The 16,881-nt window shown below is 67.5% G+C and carries 19 protein-coding genes and 1 pseudogene; 7 read left to right on the forward strand and 13 right to left on the reverse strand.

The window, feature by feature from the left end; translation table 11 throughout:
- Nucleotides 1-169 precede the first annotated feature (169 nt).
- Nucleotides 170-529, forward strand: coding sequence for an Rpn family recombination-promoting nuclease/putative transposase (locus tag ACFXNW_RS28385; protein WP_379420873.1), 360 nt, complete (start codon nt 170-172; stop codon nt 527-529).
- A gap of 247 nt (nt 530-776) precedes the next feature.
- On the opposite strand, the gene ACFXNW_RS28390 is transcribed toward ACFXNW_RS28385, so the two are convergent.
- From ACFXNW_RS28390 to ACFXNW_RS28400, 3 genes and pseudogenes are all read right to left on the reverse strand, one after another.
- Nucleotides 777-1,064: a Scr1 family TA system antitoxin-like transcriptional regulator gene (locus tag ACFXNW_RS28390; protein ID WP_379420874.1), complete on the reverse strand. Its 288-nt coding sequence runs from the start codon at nt 1,062-1,064 to the stop codon at nt 777-779.
- Nucleotides 1,015-1,239 (reverse strand): annotated as a pseudogene (locus ACFXNW_RS28395) (Scr1 family TA system antitoxin-like transcriptional regulator); the annotation flags it as partial. The pseudogene ACFXNW_RS28395 and the gene ACFXNW_RS28390, both read right to left, overlap by 50 nt.
- Before the next feature lie 278 nt (nt 1,240-1,517).
- Nucleotides 1,518-2,177: a TetR/AcrR family transcriptional regulator gene (locus ACFXNW_RS28400; RefSeq protein WP_379420875.1), complete on the reverse strand. Its 660-nt coding sequence runs from the start codon at nt 2,175-2,177 to the stop codon at nt 1,518-1,520.
- Nucleotides 2,178-2,318: 141 nt separating this feature from the next.
- Between ACFXNW_RS28400 and ACFXNW_RS28405 the strand changes: the two genes are divergently transcribed.
- Together ACFXNW_RS28405 and ACFXNW_RS28410 are read left to right on the forward strand one after the other, a co-directional pair.
- The gene (locus ACFXNW_RS28405; RefSeq protein ID WP_379420876.1) at nt 2,319-2,669 is read left to right on the forward strand and encodes a DoxX family protein; all 351 of its coding nucleotides are present in this window, start codon (nt 2,319-2,321) and stop codon (nt 2,667-2,669) included.
- A 33-nt stretch (nt 2,670-2,702) separates the two neighbouring features.
- Nucleotides 2,703-3,896 carry an erythromycin esterase family protein gene (locus ACFXNW_RS28410; RefSeq protein ID WP_379420877.1) on the forward strand — a complete coding sequence of 398 codons (1,194 nt, stop codon included), beginning with the start codon at nt 2,703-2,705 and terminating at the stop codon, nt 3,894-3,896.
- 46 nt (nt 3,897-3,942) lie between these two features.
- On the opposite strand, the gene ACFXNW_RS28415 is transcribed toward ACFXNW_RS28410, so the two are convergent.
- From ACFXNW_RS28415 to ACFXNW_RS28445, 7 genes are read right to left on the reverse strand one after another with little or no spacing between them, the layout of a single operon-like run.
- A complete protein-coding gene (locus ACFXNW_RS28415; RefSeq protein WP_379420878.1) occupies nt 3,943-4,458 on the reverse strand; it encodes an arginine repressor in 516 nt (171 codons plus the stop codon).
- A complete protein-coding gene (gene argF, locus ACFXNW_RS28420) occupies nt 4,455-5,441 on the reverse strand; it encodes an ornithine carbamoyltransferase (RefSeq protein ID WP_379420879.1) in 987 nt (328 codons plus the stop codon). The genes ACFXNW_RS28415 and argF overlap by 4 nt, the downstream gene beginning before the upstream one ends.
- On the reverse strand, nt 5,438-6,646 hold the full coding sequence (locus ACFXNW_RS28425; protein WP_379420880.1) for an acetylornithine transaminase: 1,209 nt from the start codon (nt 6,644-6,646) through the stop codon (nt 5,438-5,440). The genes argF and ACFXNW_RS28425 overlap by 4 nt, the downstream gene beginning before the upstream one ends.
- Nucleotides 6,643-7,569 carry an acetylglutamate kinase gene (gene argB, locus ACFXNW_RS28430; protein ID WP_379420881.1) on the reverse strand — a complete coding sequence of 309 codons (927 nt, stop codon included), beginning with the start codon at nt 7,567-7,569 and terminating at the stop codon, nt 6,643-6,645. The genes ACFXNW_RS28425 and argB overlap by 4 nt, the downstream gene beginning before the upstream one ends.
- The gene (gene argJ, locus ACFXNW_RS28435) at nt 7,566-8,783 is read right to left on the reverse strand and encodes a bifunctional glutamate N-acetyltransferase/amino-acid acetyltransferase ArgJ (protein ID WP_379420882.1); all 1,218 of its coding nucleotides are present in this window, start codon (nt 8,781-8,783) and stop codon (nt 7,566-7,568) included. The genes argB and argJ overlap by 4 nt, the downstream gene beginning before the upstream one ends.
- Complete coding sequence (gene argC, locus ACFXNW_RS28440; protein WP_379420883.1) at nt 8,780-9,838, reverse strand: N-acetyl-gamma-glutamyl-phosphate reductase; 1,059 nt, start codon at nt 9,836-9,838, stop codon at nt 8,780-8,782. Before argC ends, argJ begins: the two co-directional genes overlap by 4 nt.
- A 31-nt stretch (nt 9,839-9,869) precedes the next feature.
- Nucleotides 9,870-10,541, reverse strand: coding sequence for a hypothetical protein (locus tag ACFXNW_RS28445; RefSeq protein WP_379420884.1), 672 nt, complete (start codon nt 10,539-10,541; stop codon nt 9,870-9,872).
- 216 nt (nt 10,542-10,757) lie between these two features.
- On the opposite strand from ACFXNW_RS28445, the gene ACFXNW_RS28450 reads away from it, so the two are divergent.
- Nucleotides 10,758-11,648: a DUF2268 domain-containing protein gene (locus tag ACFXNW_RS28450; RefSeq protein ID WP_379420885.1), complete on the forward strand. Its 891-nt coding sequence runs from the start codon at nt 10,758-10,760 to the stop codon at nt 11,646-11,648.
- Between the two features lie 67 nt (nt 11,649-11,715).
- On the opposite strand, the gene ACFXNW_RS28455 is transcribed toward ACFXNW_RS28450, so the two are convergent.
- Nucleotides 11,716-12,936 carry a cation:proton antiporter gene (locus ACFXNW_RS28455; protein WP_379420886.1) on the reverse strand — a complete coding sequence of 407 codons (1,221 nt, stop codon included), beginning with the start codon at nt 12,934-12,936 and terminating at the stop codon, nt 11,716-11,718.
- A 174-nt stretch (nt 12,937-13,110) separates the two neighbouring features.
- On the opposite strand from ACFXNW_RS28455, the gene ACFXNW_RS28460 reads away from it, so the two are divergent.
- Together ACFXNW_RS28460 and ACFXNW_RS28465 are read left to right on the forward strand one after the other, a co-directional pair.
- The gene (locus ACFXNW_RS28460; RefSeq protein WP_379420887.1) at nt 13,111-13,707 is read left to right on the forward strand and encodes a dihydrofolate reductase family protein; all 597 of its coding nucleotides are present in this window, start codon (nt 13,111-13,113) and stop codon (nt 13,705-13,707) included.
- A gap of 2 nt (nt 13,708-13,709) precedes the next feature.
- Nucleotides 13,710-14,048, forward strand: a complete 339-nt coding sequence (locus ACFXNW_RS28465; protein ID WP_379420888.1) for a YciI family protein — start codon at nt 13,710-13,712, stop codon at nt 14,046-14,048.
- Nucleotides 14,049-14,092: 44 nt separating this feature from the next.
- Here ACFXNW_RS28465 and ACFXNW_RS28470 read toward each other — a convergent pair whose 3' ends face one another.
- Both ACFXNW_RS28470 and ACFXNW_RS28475 read right to left on the reverse strand, forming a co-directional pair.
- Nucleotides 14,093-14,953 (reverse strand): alpha/beta fold hydrolase, encoded by an 861-nt coding sequence (locus ACFXNW_RS28470; protein WP_379420889.1) that lies wholly within the window; start codon nt 14,951-14,953, stop codon nt 14,093-14,095.
- 149 nt (nt 14,954-15,102) lie between these two features.
- Nucleotides 15,103-15,594 (reverse strand): pyridoxamine 5'-phosphate oxidase family protein, encoded by a 492-nt coding sequence (locus tag ACFXNW_RS28475; RefSeq protein ID WP_379420890.1) that lies wholly within the window; start codon nt 15,592-15,594, stop codon nt 15,103-15,105.
- Between the two features lie 61 nt (nt 15,595-15,655).
- On the opposite strand from ACFXNW_RS28475, the gene ACFXNW_RS28480 reads away from it, so the two are divergent.
- A complete protein-coding gene (locus ACFXNW_RS28480; RefSeq protein ID WP_379420891.1) occupies nt 15,656-16,666 on the forward strand; it encodes a helix-turn-helix transcriptional regulator in 1,011 nt (336 codons plus the stop codon).
- The last annotated feature ends 215 nt before the right edge of the window (nt 16,667-16,881 follow it).

Consider the following 16,881-nt stretch of genomic DNA (forward strand, 5'->3'; position numbering starts at 1 on the left):
CTCCTTCTCGCAGGACGTTCTCGGCCAGTCACGACCCTAGGTCTCGACCATCGCCCCTGCAGGTCTGCGGCCACGCCGTCACACCACTGATGCGGCACTGTGACTCCGGTGATACGCGCGCTGGGCTAAGCAGCGAAGAGTGTCGGTGGCCCGGTGTAGCTTCCCCGCCATGGTCGAGTCCGGCTCCAACTCCCACGATGCCTACTTCCGGCACGTCATGGCCCGCCCCGACAACGCCGCGAGTGAGCTGCGAGCGGTTCTACCGAGCGAGATCGGCGCTCGGATCGACTGCCCCTCCCTCGAGCTGCAACCAGGAAGCTTCGTCACATCGCAACTGCGCTGCCGCTACAGCGACCTGCTCTACCGCACCCGGATCGACGACCACCCTGCCTTCATCTACCTACTCATCGAACATCAATCCCGCAGCGACAGACTCATGCCGTTCCGGATGCTCGAATACATCGTCGCCATCTGGCGCCGCCACCTCGAACAGAACCAACACAGCCGCAAACAACAGTCAACGACCTGATCGCGATCATCAAATACATCCTCACGGTCAGCAGACCCCGCCGACGTCCGCAGATGGACGGCACAGATACTGAGCGGCACACCCCCTGAAGAAATCTTCGCCTGATGACTGAGTCCCGGTGCGACGCCGAATCCTCCGGGACCTAGCCGAACAGCTCAGCTGAAGGGGCCGAGGCCGACTCGCCAGCACCGGACATTCTCAGCCTCCGCCGTCGATCCGAAACTTGCCGGGCTACCGGTTGGCAGAGTCAGGCTGCGGCAAACTCGCCGTCACGGGCGCCTGCGATGAAGGCTCCCCATTCGCCAGCGGTGTAGCGCAGGATGACGGCGGAGCCGGTGAGGGTGACCGAGCCGTCGGAGTGGCGAGTGATCGCCGGGGCACCGGCAATGATGTGCGGGGCGTTGACGCAGGCTGCGGCGAGCTCCAGGTATCCGATCCCCTGCGCCGCGTCGAAATCCAGCAGCGTGAATTCGTCATCCAGACCGTCATGGACCGCGACCCGAGTCGGCATGATTCGCAGTTCTACGTTTTTCACGTTGCGTGAGGTCGAGCAGCTGCCGAAGTTGACCCAGCATTACTCTCGGTCCGCCGACAGGTCGGTCGAGCACCGATTCCTCGATGACGGCCCGCATACATAAGGGGTGGTCATCGTCGGCCACACGCCGCCGCGCCATTCGACCTCGAACTACCTGCGGTGCGTCCATCAAGGAAGTTCGGGCCCTTGCCCGCCTCCATCACCGACCGAGTGCGGTCGGCGGACCCTGCCGCAGTCCGCCCGTTGGACTACCAAGGTGCTAACGGCAGCGTCCGCCGACGAGATGTTCGCCGGCTAGCAGCCGCGGTGCTGGGTGGTGATCTGAAAGCATCCGCGCCACCGCACAGCCGGATGAGGCCGAGCAGCACATGAGCCCCTGCGGGCATGCCCCGGTCAGCGAGCACCCGGCACCTGGTCATCGGCCAGGCAGGTGGGTGCCCGCCGCGATCCCGGTCACCGGCCGGGAAGGTGGCCGTACAGGAAGGTGTGCACACCGGTTTCGGCGTTGGCGTCGATCTGCTCGTGCGACGGCTCGGTGGTGCCGCCCGCGCCGCTGGTCCAGCGGTTGGTGATGAGCACGATGTAGTGCTGGGCGGCGATGGCCGGATCATCGATGCGCAGCAGGCGGCGTTCGCCGAGGCTAGCCAGCTGGCCGGCCAGGGCCCGCTGCACACGGGCAGGTCCGGATTCTCGCCATGCCGCGACGAGTTCGGGCGGAAGTTCTTTGCTCTCGGCGGGGATCCGGCCGACGAGTGCGGTGTGTTCGGCGATGGCCGCATCCGATCGCAGCCATTCCTTGGCCAGACCCACCAGCGCTTTTTCCAGGTCCGCGGCGGTGAGGTCATCGCGAAGATGCCGCTCGATGATCTCGATGTGGGTGGCTGCGACGTGCTCGGAACTCTCGCTCACCGTGGTGGCGAAGAGTTTTTCCTTGTTCGCGAAGTGGTTGTAGATCGTGCGGGTGGATACCTCGGCTTCGGCGGCGATCAGATCGATGCTCGCGCCCAGGTATCCCACGCGTCCGAACACGGTGCGCGCGGCGTCCACGATGGCCTGCCGCTTGTCGACAGAACCTTTACGCGGCCGCCCGAGCCGCTGAGACGTGCTGTTCATCAGTGCCTTCCTGATCGAATGACAACGACCACTTTACATTGTGCAATGCACGTTGTACTTTACTTCTTGTCGCGGCGCTGAGGACCAGGTCAGAACCCCCTCGCAGCACCTGCGCCCATCTACCAAGCTCTTGGAGGAATTGTGTTCATCGCATACATCGTGTTGGCGGTGCTGCTGTCGGTCGTGCTGGTGGTCTCCGGGCGCGCCAAGCTCATCAAGGACGACGAGGTCACCTCGACAATGGTCCGGCTCGGCGTGCCACTGAGCTGGTTCCCGGCACTCGCGGCGTTGGAGTTCGCCGGTGCCGCGGGTCTGCTGGCCGGAATCGTCTACCGGCCGCTGGGTATCGCGGCCGCCATCGGGGTGGTGCTGTACTTCCTCGGCGCGGCGGCGTCGCACCTGCGCGCAAAAGATCTCGGGGGAAGCCCGGTCCCGGCGGCCCTGATGCTGGTCGCGATCGCTCCGGCGGTCCTCGGAATCACTACGCTATGAGTCGCCGCAGTCGGTGGTCGAAGGATGGAAAGCATGTCGGCAGTAGAGATTTCGCAGTGGATTCGACAGAATGCGCGTCCGGTGGCCGACGGTGCCGCGATCGCCGACGCGGTCGGCGCTGCGCGGGTCATCGGACTAGGTGAATCCACGCGGTTCTCCAGGCAGACCTTCGGGATCCGAGGTCAGGTTTTCCAGGAGTTGGTGCGCCGGTATGGATTCCGCGCCCTGGCCATCCAGGACACGGCCGCCGCCGGGGAACGTCTCGACCACTTCCTCCGCACCGGCCAAGGCGACGCGCGTGCGCTGCTGGCGGAGGCGTGGCGTCCGTGGCGGACCGAGGAGATGGCCGAAACGCTCTACTGGATCGCCGAATTCAATCGGCACCACCCGGAGGACTCCGTGCGGATATTCGGCGTCGAGCCGACGCTGGCCGAGCCCGCCGACTACGACGCCGTGCTGGCGCATGTTCGCCGGGTTGCGCCGCACGCGGTAGCGCAGCTGCACACCCACTACTCGCCGATTCGCACCGCGCATACGGTCGACGAGCACGTGCAGCGCGCTCTGGGAACGCACCCGGGTCGGCCGTTCCTCGAGCACGCCCGCGATGCGTACACGCTGGTGGCGCAGCTCGCCGCACCGCAGACGGTCCTCGACCATGCCCGCCGGATCGTCGATTTCCACGCCAACAGCATTGCCGGCAAGGGCGGCTTCGCCTACGACGAACAGCCTTCGGCACGCCGGATACTCGACTGGCACGACCGCACCGGCGCGAAGATCGTGTACTGGGATGGCATCGCGCACACCGCCGCATCCGCGCCACGGGTCGGGCTGTCGCCGGACAGCGACTTCATCAGCGCGGGTAGCTATCTAGCGGCCGCACTGGGCGCGGACTACCTCTCGATCGCGATCGGGTTCCACCACGGCGATCTGGGCGTCGCCGTCGCTCCCGAGCCGGCGCCCGGATGGCTCGATGCCACACTCGGCGCGGCAGGGCTCACCGATCATTGGATCGACGTGCGCGGCAAGGCCGCCGGCGCCGTGCGCGATTGGCTGCGCGGACCAACGATCGCCCGCACCATCAGCGGTATGTACTCGCCCGACCGCGACGCGGACGAACATATCGCCGTCGAGTCACTGTCCGGAGCGTTCCACATTCTCGTCCATTTCCGAGAGACCTCGCCGGTGCGCAGGCTGCCGTCGGAGACGGTCGGTCCGCTGGAGCCCTGACCCCGCCGCATCGCATGGAACGGCGGCCATTCACGCCGGACGTGCGTTACGCCAACCGCTCGATCTCCGCGGCCAACTCCGCGCCGGTGAGTGGTTCACGCGCGATCACCGCGATGGTGTCATCACCTGCGATGGTGCCGACGATGTAGGGCAGGGCTGCGCGGTCGAGGGCGCTGGCGAGGAAGTGAGCGGCGCCGGGTGGGGTGCGCAGGACTGCGATGTTGCCGCTGGCGTCGGTGGAGACGAGGAGGTCGCCGAGCAACTTCGACAGGCGGCCGGTGCCGCCGGTGACGCCGCGGACGGGGCTGCCGTCCTCGGGGACGATATAGACACCGGCACCGCCGTCGGCGGCGCGCAGCTTCACCGCGCCGAGTTCGTCCAGGTCACGGGACAAGGTGGCCTGGGTCGTCTCGATGCCCTCGGACGCGAGCAGGGCCGCGAGTTCGGTTTGACTGCGTACTGAGTGGGCCGACAGCAGCGCCACGATGCGCGACTGTCGTCCGGCCCTGGTCGCGGCGGTGGCCGGACCCGGGACGCCGGTGTCGGAGGTGGGCACGCTCATCGTTGGCCGTTCTGTCTGTCCAGCAGCCACACCAGCAGTGCCTTCTGGGCGTGCAGGCGGTTCTCGGCCTCGTCCCATACCACGCTCTGCGGGCCGTCGAGCACCTCGTCGGTGATCTCCTCGCCGCGATGAGCGGGCAGGCAGTGCAGCACAACGGCGTTCGGCTGCGCCTTTGCCAGCAGACCGGTGTTGATCTGGAAGCGGCGGAACGGGCCGACCCGGTCGAGACCGTCGTTCTCCTGGCCCATCGAAGTCCAGGTATCGGTGACCAGGGCGTCGGCGCGCTCGGCGGCAATGCGCGGATCGTCGGTGAGGGTGACGCTTCCACCGGTTTCGCCAGCACGGGCCCGCGCGGCCTCGACGACCCCCGGCAGCGGCGCGAAACCCTCCGGCGCGGCGATGGTGACGTGCAGCCCGGCGGTGACGCCGCCGAGCAGCAACGAATGCGCCATATTGTTGGCGCCGTCGCCGAAGTAGGCGAGCTTGCGGCCCGTCAGCGGTCCCAGCTGCTCGGTGAGGGTGAGCAGATCGGCGAGCACCTGGCAGGGATGGAACTCGTCCGATAGCGCGTTCACCACGGGAACCGTTGCGGTCGCCGCCATTTCGTCGAGCCGGCTCTGCTCGAAGGTGCGCCAGACGATGGCGTCGACATAGCGCGAGAGCACCCGTCCGGTGTCGCCGAGAGTCTCCTCGCGGCCCAGTTGGGTGTCGCGGCCGTCGACGACCACGGCGTGCCCGCCGAGCTGGGCGATGCCGAGTTCGAACGAGAATCGGGTGCGGGTGGAGTTCTTCTCGAAGATCACCCCGACCCCGCGCGGGCCCTCCAGCGGACGACGCGCGAACGGCGCGCCCTTGAGTTCGGCGGCCAGCGCGAGCACCTCGGCCTGCTCGGACGGCGTGAGATCGTCATCGCGCAGAAAATGCCGCACGTTCGCGGCGGCGGGCGCGGAACCGTTCACCGGGGAGGAATCGGACAACGTCATGCGGAGGCTCCCTTCGCGTCGGCTGCGGCCAGATCGAGGATCTCCGGCAGATCGGCGACGAAGTTGTCGGATTGGGTTTCGGTGAGCACCAGCGGCGGCGCCAACCGGATGACGTTCGGCTTGGCCGGGTTCACCAGGTACCCGGCTTCCCGCGCCCGCACCTCGACCTGTGCGGCCACGTCCTCGGTGAGGACGATGCCGATCAGCAGTCCGGCACCGCGCACATGGTCGATCAGCGGATGTTCGAGCAGCGCGATACCGTCGCTGAGCCGTTTGCCCAGTGATTCGACGTGCTCGAGCAGGCCCTGCTCATCGATGGTGCGCAGCACCGCGAGTGCGGCCGCCGCGCAGACGGGATTACCGCCGAAGGTGGTGCCGTGCAGGCCGGGGGTGAGCAGCTCGGCCGCCTTGCCGGTGGCCAGCACCGCACCGATCGGCAGACCACCGCCGAGCCCCTTGGCCAGCGTGATGACGTCGGGCACGATGCCGACCGACTGGTGGGCGTAGAACTTGCCGGTACGCCCGATGCCGGTCTGCACCTCGTCCAGGATCAGCAGCGCACCGTGTTTCGCGGTGATCTCCCGTGCCCGCACCAGGTAGTCCAGCGGAGGCACCACGACACCACTCTCCCCCATCATCGGCTCGAGGAAGACCGCGGCGGTGTCGGAATCGACGACCTTCTCCAGCGCGGCGACGTCGCCGTAGGGCACGTGCACGACGCCGGGCGGCATCGGCTCGAACGGCGCCCGCTTGGACGGCTGCCCGGTGAGCGCGAGCGCACCCATGGTGCGCCCGTGGAAGGCCTCGTCGCAGGCGATGATCTTGCGCCGTCCGGTGAGCCGGGCGATCTTGAACGCGGCCTCGTTGGCCTCGGTGCCGGAGTTGCAGAAGAAGGCCTTGCTCTCACCGGTGCGGCCGTCTCCGAAGTGATCGAGCAGGCGTTCGGCCAGCTCGATCACCGGCTCGTTGCCGTAGATGTTGGACACGTGCCCGAGCGTGCCGAGCTGGTGGGTGACCGCTTCCAGAATCGCCGGATGGGCGTGGCCGAGGCTGTTGACGGCGATCCCGCCGAGGAAATCGACGTAGCGATTGCCGTCGGCGTCGTAGACCACCGCGCCCGCACCGCGTACCAGCACGATGTCGGGGGTCTTGTAGTTGTGCATCAGGGCGGCCGACCACCGCTGCTGCAATTGCTCTGTGCTCATGCTCCGGCTCCGTTTTCGCTCGTCCGCCCGGGCGACGCGGGGGTCACCATGGTCCCGATGCCCTCTCCGGTGAACAGCTCCAGCAGCACCGAATGCGGGACGCGTCCGTCGATGACGTGCGCGCTGGGCACCCCACCGCGGACCGCGCGCAGGCAGGCTTCCATCTTGGGCACCATGCCCGCATCCAGGCGCGGGAGCAACTCCGCCAGTGCGTTCGCGTCGATCGCGGAGGTCAGCGACGACCGGTCCGGCCAGTCGGTGTAGAGGCCCTCGACATCGGTGAGGACCACCAGTTTTTCCGCGCCGATGCCCTCGGCCAGTGCGGCCGCGGCGGTGTCGGCATTGATGTTGTGGACGACGCCGTCGGCGTCGGGGGCGATGGTGGACACCACCGGGATGCGGCCTGCACCGATGAGGTCGAGGACCGCGGCGGGGTTCACCTCGGTCACGTCGCCGACCAGGCCGATGTCGGTGGGTTCACCGTCCACGTCGACGGTACGGCGGGTCGCGGTGAACAGATGCGCGTCCTCGCCGGAGATACCGACCGCGTACGGACCGTGGGCGTTGATCAGCCCGACGAGTTCACGCCCGACCTGACCGAACAGCACCATCCGCACCACGTCCATGATCTCGGGCGTGGTGACCCGGAAACCACCGCGGAACTCACCGGTGAGACCGAGCCGCTTCAACATGGCGTTGATCTGCGGTCCGCCGCCGTGCACCACCACCGGGTGCACACCGACGGTGCGCAGGAACGCCATATCGGCGGCGAAATCGTGTTTGAGCCGATCGTCGATCATGGCGTTGCCGCCGTATTTCACCACGACGATCTTGTCGCGGAACTTTTGCAGCCAGGGCAGGGCATCGGCCAGAACGTGGGCTTTGTCCAGAGCCGACAGGCTGTGCAGGATATCGGCGGTCATGAGCTGTAGGCCGAGTTCTCTTCGACGTAGCCGTGCGAGAGGTCGGTGGTGCGGATGCTCGCGGTGCCCTCGCCGAGCCGCAGATCGATGAGCACCTCGATATCGGCGCCGGACAGGTCGACCTCGCGTGCGCCCGGTGCGCCCATGCCGTCGATGCAGACCGGATTGCCGTTGAACGACACCGAGATCACATTCGGGTCGAGGGTGATCGGTGCGATGCCGACAGCAGCCAGGACCCGGCCCCAGTTCGGGTCGGAGCCGAACAGCGCGGTCTTGACCAGGCTGTCGCGGGCCACGGCGCGAGCCGCGATCAGGGCCTCGTCCTCGTTCGCCGCGCCGGTGACGGTGACGACAACCCGCTTGGTGACGCCCTCCGCGTCGGCCATCAGCTGAGCGGCCAGATCGTCACAGACCGCGAGCACGGCGGCGTCGAGTTCGTCCTGGCTGGGGGTGACCTCGCTGGCACCGTTGGCCAGCAGCAGCACGGTGTCGTTGGTGGAGCACGATCCGTCTACATCGAGCCGGTCGAAAGTGAGCCGGGTGGCCTTGCGTAGCGCCTGATCCAGTTGTTCGGCGGTGGCGTGGGCATCGGTGGTGAGCACGACCAGCATGGTGGCCAGCGACGGCGCAAGCATGCCCGCGCCCTTGGCCATGCCGCCGACGTTCCACTTGTTCTTGTGGTGGAACGACGCCTCTTTCGGCACGGTGTCGGTGGTCATGATGGCGTAGGCGGCGTCGGTGCCGCCGGACATGCCGCCGCCCATCTCGTGCACGATCTCGGTGACGGCCGGGATGAGCTTGTCCATCGGCAGCCGGTCGCCGATCAGGCCGGTGGAGCAGACCGCGATCTCCCCCGCGCCGGTCTCGGTGCCCCAATTGCTCAGCGCGGTAGCCAATTCCTCGGCGGTGCGGTGGGTGTCCTGGAAACCGCCGGGACCGGTGCAGGCGTTGGCGCCCCCGGAATTGAGGATGACCGCGCGCAGCGCACCGGACTTCAGCACCTGCTGCGACCACTGCACCGGCGCGGCCTTGACCTTGTTGCTGGTGAACACACCTGCCGCCGCGTACTCCGGACCCTCGCTGAACACCAGCGCCAGATCGGGGTTGCCATTGGCCTTGATCCCGGCGGCGATACCCGCGGCGCGGAAACCGAGCGGCGCGGTCACACCCTGGGTGCGGATCAGTTTGCCGTCGGCGGTGTCGGATGTCGTCACGGTGCCACTCCTACGGTGGAAAGTCCTGCGGTCTCGTCGATTCCGAGGGCCAGATTCATCGATTGCACCGCGGCGCCCGCGGTGCCCTTGGTCAGGTTGTCGACCGCGCCGATCACCACGAGCAGGCCTGCGGCCTCATCGATGGCGACCTGGAGGGCGACGGCGTTGGAGCCGAGCACCGCACCGGTCTGCGGCAGTACACCTTCGGGCAGCAGGTGCACGAAAGGCTCGTCCGCGTATGCCTTTTCGTAGACGGCGCGGGCTTCGGCTACGTCTACCCGGATCGGCGCGGTGCAGGTGGCGAGGATGCCACGCGGCATCGGCGCGAGCACAGGGGTGAAGGAGACTTTCACGTCGGTGCCGCCTGCGGCGCTCAGGTTCTGCGCGATTTCCGGGGTGTGCCGGTGTGCGCCCGCGATGCTGTAGGCGCGTACCGAGCCCATGACCTCCGAGCCGAGCAGGCCGACGTCGAGTTTGCGGCCCGCGCCGGAGGTGCCGCTGACCGCGACGACGTTGACGTTCGGCTCGATGATGCCCGCGGCGATCGCAGGCGCCAGCGCCAGGCTGGCCACGGTCGGATAGCAGCCGGGGACGGCGATCCTGGTCGCGCCGCGCAGCCGGTCCCGGCCGCCGGGCAGCTCCGGCAGACCGTAGGGCCAGGTGCCCGCGTGCGGGGTGCCGTAGTACTTCTCCCAGGCCTGCGCGTCACTCAGCCGGAAGTCGGCACCGCAGTCGATGATGATCGTCGAGTCCGGGAGCTGCTCGGCGAGCGCGGCGGACTGCCCATGCGGGAGACCGAGGAAGACGACATCGTGGCCGGCCAGCTCCTCCACGGTGGTCGGCGCGAGCACCCGATCGGCCAGCGGCAGCAGATGCGGCTGCAACGCACCCAGCCGAGTACCTGCGTTCGTCCCCGCGGTGAGCGCCCCGATGACCAGGCGTCCGGATCGGTAGTCCGGATGACCGAGCAGCAGGCGGAGCACTTCGCCGCCCGCATACCCACTCGCACCAGCAACCGCGACGCGCACGACGGATCCGTCCGAGGAATCAACCATGTGATGATTATGCACGACCATGCAAGCTCATTCACGGGCGGATGGGGTTTCCCGATATCCTGGTCGGCGATGTGCGCGAGTTCTTCCGCGACTTGCGATGAGATCGGGCCAGTTCCGCGCCGGTGAGCGCACACAGCATCACGGCCTCACCAGCATTACCGAGCAAGGGCACGGCCACCGCCGCTCCGGATGCGGCGACAAGGATCAACGTGCCGAGCAAGGGGAATCGGAGACCTTCCCGGCGCCACAGCACGACACCGGCGACGATCAGCACCGCGGTGGCGGCGAGCGCTGGGACCGGCACCGCCGGAGTCTGCGACGCGTAGCGGAATGTATCGGCGAAGTGGCGGGGAACCAACCGCAGATGGACCACGTCCTCGACGATCCCCCACCCCAGCAGGACACCGGTGAGTACCAGCGCTGCCCACCGCCATCGCCGACCCGCGTCGATGCGGTCGACAGCCCAGAGCACAAGCAGCGGGGTCAGCAGCGCGTGACCGAGAAACCGGCCGACGCTCAGCGCATGCAACGGCTGCCCCTCCCCCAGCACCGCACCGAGGCCGAAAATCGCCGCGTCGTAAGCGAGACCGAGCCCTATCACGCCGAGCACCCAGAGACGGGCGATGCGGGCGGTGCGCGTCCACAACAGGTACACGCAGGTCAGTTGAATTCCCGCCAGCAGCAGCAGGGTGGCCGACACCATGACATCTCCCTTTCCGCCCTGCGCATCCGACGCAAAGGACGGCCGTGCCGGCAGGTACACCACCGGACTCGGTCGAGGTCACGCTAGCGGGGCCCGTAACGCGTCACCGGGCCGGGCATGGGCCTGCTGGTCGCGCGCAATGGCGGCCGATGACCGGCATGTTCTGGTGGAATTCGGCTTGCCCCTGACGCTACGTGAGGGCTTACCGTCGGGCCCGTGACGATCACGGTTCTCGACTCCTACTCGACCATGAAGCAGATCCTGCGGGCGCCGGTGGACGATCGCGGCGACATGCTGCGATCGATGCTCGACCCGATGGCCGGGATGTACCGGTACTTCCCAGGAGAGGTCGACCTGGTGACGATGCACCGGCAGTCGGCGGGGTTTCCGCTCGATCGCGACGAGCAACGTTGCCTGGATGCGATCGACACGCTTGCGGCGGCCGGGGCCTGGGAGCGCATGCAGCGGGCACTCGACGATGCCGCAGCCGTATTGCTCGCCGCGACACCAGGGTTCCAAGCCCCCGACATCACCGTGCTACTGCTCCTCGGCGACCCTGGCGACGCCAACTTCATGGGGCCCAGCCTGGGCGTCACCGGCTTCGGCGGCATCTCCGGTTACATCACGATCACGCTGTGGCCCTCCCCGCAGAACCTGGAGCGAGTCGAGAGCACCGCGGTGCACGAACTCCACCACAATCTGCGCTACAGCCCCGGCGGTGTGGTGTGGAATCCGATGACGGTCACCGTCGGCGAACAAGTGGTGAGCGAGGGGCTGGCCGACGCCTTCGCCCGGCAACTCTACGGCGAGGACCTCGGCTACACCCGTATCGGCGTGCCGAGCCTGCACGACGACGCGGTGTTCACGAAAGTTGTTTCCGGACTGGACATCACCGGCATGCAGAACTTCACCGCCTGGGTACACGGCGACACCATCGCCGAGCACATCGGTGCGACTCCCGTCGGGCTGCCGACCGGAGCGGGATATGCCGCAGGCAATCGACTGGTCGACGCCTACCTCGCGGCGACCGGCAAGACCGCGGCACAGGCCCTGCACACCGACAGCGCGGACATCATCGCCACGGCACTCGAGCACGCCCGCGGATAACAGGGGCAGTAGACGCCGTGTGGGCCATAGGGCCCAGACCCCGGCCGGTTCCCGCGGCGAGCGTGGATCAGCTCGCCGCGGGAACCTTCGCGCCCCGAGTACCGACCCAGCGCGCCAGCAGCGGGAACAGCAGTACCGTCGTCGCACCGGCAGCGACCATCGTGGAGGCGAGCTGCTGTTCCATCAGCCCGGTGCTGGTCGCGACCTGGGTGACGGCGACGATGATCGGCAGGCCGGTCGCGGCATAAAGGGCCAGCTGCACCCGCTCATGCGGTTCGGTGAGGTTGGCACCGTGCTGGACGAACCGCTCGCTGAACCACACCGGCACCCCGCGGGCCACCGCGATCGACACGACGAACAACACCCAGGTCACCGGTTCCGCGGCCACCGCGGCCACATCGATACCCATGCCGGAGACGACGAAGAAGATCGGGATGAGCACGCCGAAACCGATGGTCTCGAGCGACTCCCCGATCTCCGGTCGTTCCGTGCCCACCAGTCTGCGCAGGATGATGCCCGCGGCGAATGCGCCGAGGACGACATCGAGCCCGAATTCATCGGCCAGCGTCATCAACACCAGCAGCAGCAGGAACACCACCCGGACCGGCAATTGTGCGGTACCGGCGGACAGTTCGGTCAGCAATCGGCCGACGGCGGGCACCCGATCCAGGATGCGCTGATGCACGAGGCCGATCATTGCGGCGGCGATCGCGAACAGCACAAGCACCACGATCGCGGCGCCCACATTGCGGCTGGTCAGCAAGACCGACATGGCGACGACCGGGCCGAGTTCACCGACCGCGCCGTGCGCGAGAACCGCGCGACCGAGCTGGGTATCGAGAATGCCGAGCCCTTTGACGATCGGCAGCAGCGTGCCGAGCGCGGTCGAGGTCATCGCGATCGCGACCGCGGCGATCGCGGTGAACTTCGCATCGTGAGCGACGAGGGTGACGAACAGCATCGCCAGGAGCAGGCAGGCGAACCAGGTGAACCAGGCGGTGCGGCCGGGCTTTCCACCGAGTAGGCGCGGATCGAGTTCATAGCCGGCCAGCAGGAACAACATGCCCAACCCGAGTTCACTGAGCAGATCCACACCGCCACCGGAATCGGCCAGGCCGAGCGCGTGCGGGCCGAGCACCACACCGAACAACAGCAGGATCACCACATCCGGCACATACCCGCGCAGCAGCCGCGCGATGAGCGGCGCCGAGACGCCCGCAGCGGCGATCCAGAACAGCGACACGATCGGTGACGCGCTCGCGCTGTCGGCGGCCTCGGCCAGGATCATCCGGTCATCGTGACACGGCGACGCGGCCGGTCCCGGTTTCGACATCCCGCGATATCGACCTCGCTCCGCCCGCGGAAACGTCGGGAAATCTCGTCTCCACATTGTCGAATCCGGCATCGGCCGTTCGTGGACATGGTGAGACCGGGCACCAGCCGGTCACGGAAGGAGCCGACAATGAGCAATATCATCGCGGTCGTGAGCGTGACACTCGATGGAGTCATGCAGGCACCGGGCCGCGCGAACGAAGACCCGCGCGACGGATTCGCACACGGGGGCTGGGCATACCGCTTCACCGACGAAGTACAGGCGCGAGTCATGGCCGAACACATCGCAGACCACCACGGCGCACTGCTGCTCGGGCGCCGCACCTACCTGGATTTCGCCGGGTACTGGCCGCAGCAGACCGGAAATCCGTTCACCGACGTGCTGAACAAGACCGACAAGTACGTCGCGTCCACCACGTTGACCGACCCGCTGCCGTGGCAGAACTCGATCCTGCTCGACGGTGATGCGGTGACTGCCGTACGCCGGGTGCGGCAGCAGCGCCCCGACCTGGATTTGGTGGTGCTCGGCAGCGGGAATCTACTGCAATCGCTGATGGCGCACGGATTGGTCGACGAATATCTGTTGCAGATCCATCCGCTGGTGGTCGGGGCAGGGCGGCGGCTGTTCGACGGTCGCACCGAACTCGGCGACCTGCGGCTGGTCGACTGTGTACCCACCACGACCGGCGTGTTGATCGCGACCTACCGCACCACCGACAGGAGCTGACGATGCCGCAGTATCTGCTCGGGATCTACCAACCCGATACCGACGAGGTTCCCGGCAATCTCGACGAGATCATGCGCGAGCTCGAGGCGCTCAACGACGAGATCCGCGCGGCCGGAGCGTGGGTGTTCGCGGCGGGGCTGCATCCACCGAGCGCATCGACGGTCGTGCGGACCGACGGCGCCGGCACCCTGATCACCGATGGGCCCTATATCGAGTCGAAGGAGCACATCGGCGGGTTCACCGTCATCGAGGTGGCCGATTTGGACGAGGCACTGCGGTGGGCGCGCAGGTTGGCAGCGGTGGTGACGTTGCCGATCGAAGTGCGGCCCTTCGCCGAGTAGTTGTGGATTCCGACGGTCCCAGCCGGGTACGCCGGAACCCGCGATCACGCTCCTACGTGCTTGCGCAGAAACGCGGCCAGCGGCGTGAGAACTGCCTGCGGATCGTCGACGAACGGCCAGTGCCCCAGACCCTCGAGGATGTGGATCTCCGCCTCCGGGAAGAAGGTTCGCTGCTGCGCGGCAAAACTCACCGGAATGTAGGGGTCGCCGTCGCCCCAGATCACGCACACCGGAAGACCCTCGGCCGACAGGCCCGAGTCCTTCTCCGGGAACGCGCTGCTCGGATCACGCGAATTGCGGTAGAGCCGTAGCACGGCCCGCTTGTGTGCCCAGTCCGAGTAGCGGTTGACGCGGTCGACGTAGGCACGTGGAATGGGCCGTGGGTTCTCGCGACTGAGCGCGATCTGCATGGCGCGCGGGCTCGTCATGCTCATGAGCTGGAACAGTTCGCCGAGAACGGGTGTCTGCCAGATCTTCGCGTATCGGTGCCAGCGGTAGCCGTCGAGTACGCCGGTGTTGATGACGGTGAGGCTGGCCAGCCGCTCGGGGTGATCCAGCATCCATCGCATGCCCCACGGTCCGCCGAAGTCGTGCAGCACCAGATGCGCCCGCTCGACACCCAGCTGGTCGAGCAGCACAGCGAGGAAGCGCGCGTGCCCGGCCACGCTGTGATCGAAGGATCTCGGCCGCTCCGACTGTCCGAAACCCGGCATGTCCATGGCGATCACCCGCGCGAACTGCGCGATCGCGGGCGCCAGCTCCGCCCAATCATCCATGGGGCCGGGATTGCCGTGGACGAACACCACCGCTTCCGCGCGGTCGGCGGGGCCGCTGTCGTATACCGCGCAGCGCACCCCGTCGACGGTGTGTTCGGTGATCTCCAGTACCGACGTGGTTTCAGTCATTCGGCAGCATCCTTGAATCGTCGCCCAGCCCCCGCCAGCTCCGATTCCACTGGCTATGCCACGGATCGTACCGCCGGAGGGCATGTTCGGACCCGGCTTCGGTCGATCGCCATCGACCGAAGCAGGCGACGCGACAACGCAAGTGCCGCTCACCGCTTGGTGACGACGCGCTCCCCTTCACCCGGCTTCCAGATGGTGATCTCGAGGGTGTCGTCGCCGACCTCGACCGAGGACGCCGAGGTGAGATCGGCGACGAAGAAGTGGTCGAATTCTTGGCCGCGGATATCGAAACCACTGTCGTCGAACAGCTTTTGCGCGAAACGCTCGTGCACGGCGCGATCGGCGAGATCGGTGACCCGGCCGAAGAGCTTGGCATCGCCGTCGGAGACATTGGTGTCGACGGTGGCGGTGTGCAGGCAGAAGCGGGGATCGCGGGCCAAATCCTTGAACTTGGTGGTGTTCGGCATGCCCGCGATCACCAGCTGGTCCTCGAAGATGATCGGCTCGACCGGGCTGATCCTCGGGAAGCCATCGGAGCGGAGCGTGCCGAGCATGCAGAGATTGCCGGTGGCCTTGTGCCGCCGCAGAAAGATCGTGGAGATCCTGGTCGCTTCTTCGGTGAACTGGCTCCATGTGGTCATACCCTGACGGTACGAGCTATTGCTGACACCTTCTGTCAAGGTTTCCGGATAGTCTTCGGATATGCGCGCGAGTCGGTTGGTGCAGCTGTTGTTGTTGTTGCAGACGCGGGGCCGGTCCACGGCGCCACAGTTGGCCCGCGAGCTGGAAGTGTCGGTCCGCACGGTCTACCGCGATATCGAGGCGCTGTCCGCGGCGGGTGTGCCGGTTTATACCGAACCGGGACGGGCGGGCGGCGTCGAGTTGGTCGACGGCTATCGGACCCGGCTCACCGGCCTGACCAGCGACGAAGCCGACGCGGTGCTGCTGGCCGGGCTGCCGGGCGCCGCCGCCGACCTCGGCTTGGGCACCGTGCTGGCGACCGCGCAGCTCAAGGTCCTCGCGGCCCTGCCCCCAGAACTGCGCGGCCGGGCCACCCGCATCGCCGACCGCGTCCACATCGACGCGCCCGGCTGGTTCCACCGCCCCGAGGAGACCCCGACGCTGGCCACCGTCGCCGACGCGCTCTGGCACGACCGCAGGCTGGCGGTCCGCTACGCGCGCAAGGACCGCACGGTCGAGCGCGTACTGGATCCGCTCGGCCTCGTATCGAAGGCGGGCACCTGGTATCTGGTGGCAGGCGAGGGCAGCGCGGTGCGGTCCTATCGCGTCGGCCGCATTGTCTCGGCAACGCCGAACGGCGAAACCTTCCACCGCCCAGAAGATTTCGATCTGGGCACGCATTGGTCCGATTCTGCGGACGAGTTCGCGCGGTCGATGCTGCGGGTCCGCGCTCGCTGCCGTATCGCGCGCACCCATCTGGGCCTGCTGCGGTTGATGAACGATCCGGCGGCGGTCACCGAGGCGTTGGCCTCGGTGACCGCACCTGACGACGCCGGCTGGGTAGAGCTGACGGTCCCGTCCGAATCCTGGGACGTGCTGGTTACCGGGCTGCTCCCGCTGGGCGAATTCGCCGAGGTCCTCGACCCGCCCGAGTTGCGAGCCCGATTCGCCGCCACCGCCGCCGGGATGCACGCGATATACCGCGAAGCTGCCACGGCGCCACCGCCCCAGGATGCCAAGCCCTCCGGATAGGCTCCAGCATTCCGGGGCACGCCCCTCCTGGTCAGACCCAACCTTCCTGGTCAGGCCCAGCCCTCCTGGCCAGACCCAGCCCTCCTGGTCAGGTCCAGCCGTCCGGGTCAGGTCCTACCTTCCTGGTGGGCGCGGCGGCAGGCGGTCCGCGCGGCGATCTGCTACCCGGAGGTGTCCCGGCGGTCCGTCACTGCTCCACGCACACAAACGCCGGG

This window comes from Nocardia sp. NPDC059180, from assembly GCF_042754945.1.
Taxonomy (GTDB): Bacteria; Actinomycetota; Actinomycetes; order Mycobacteriales; family Mycobacteriaceae; genus Nocardia.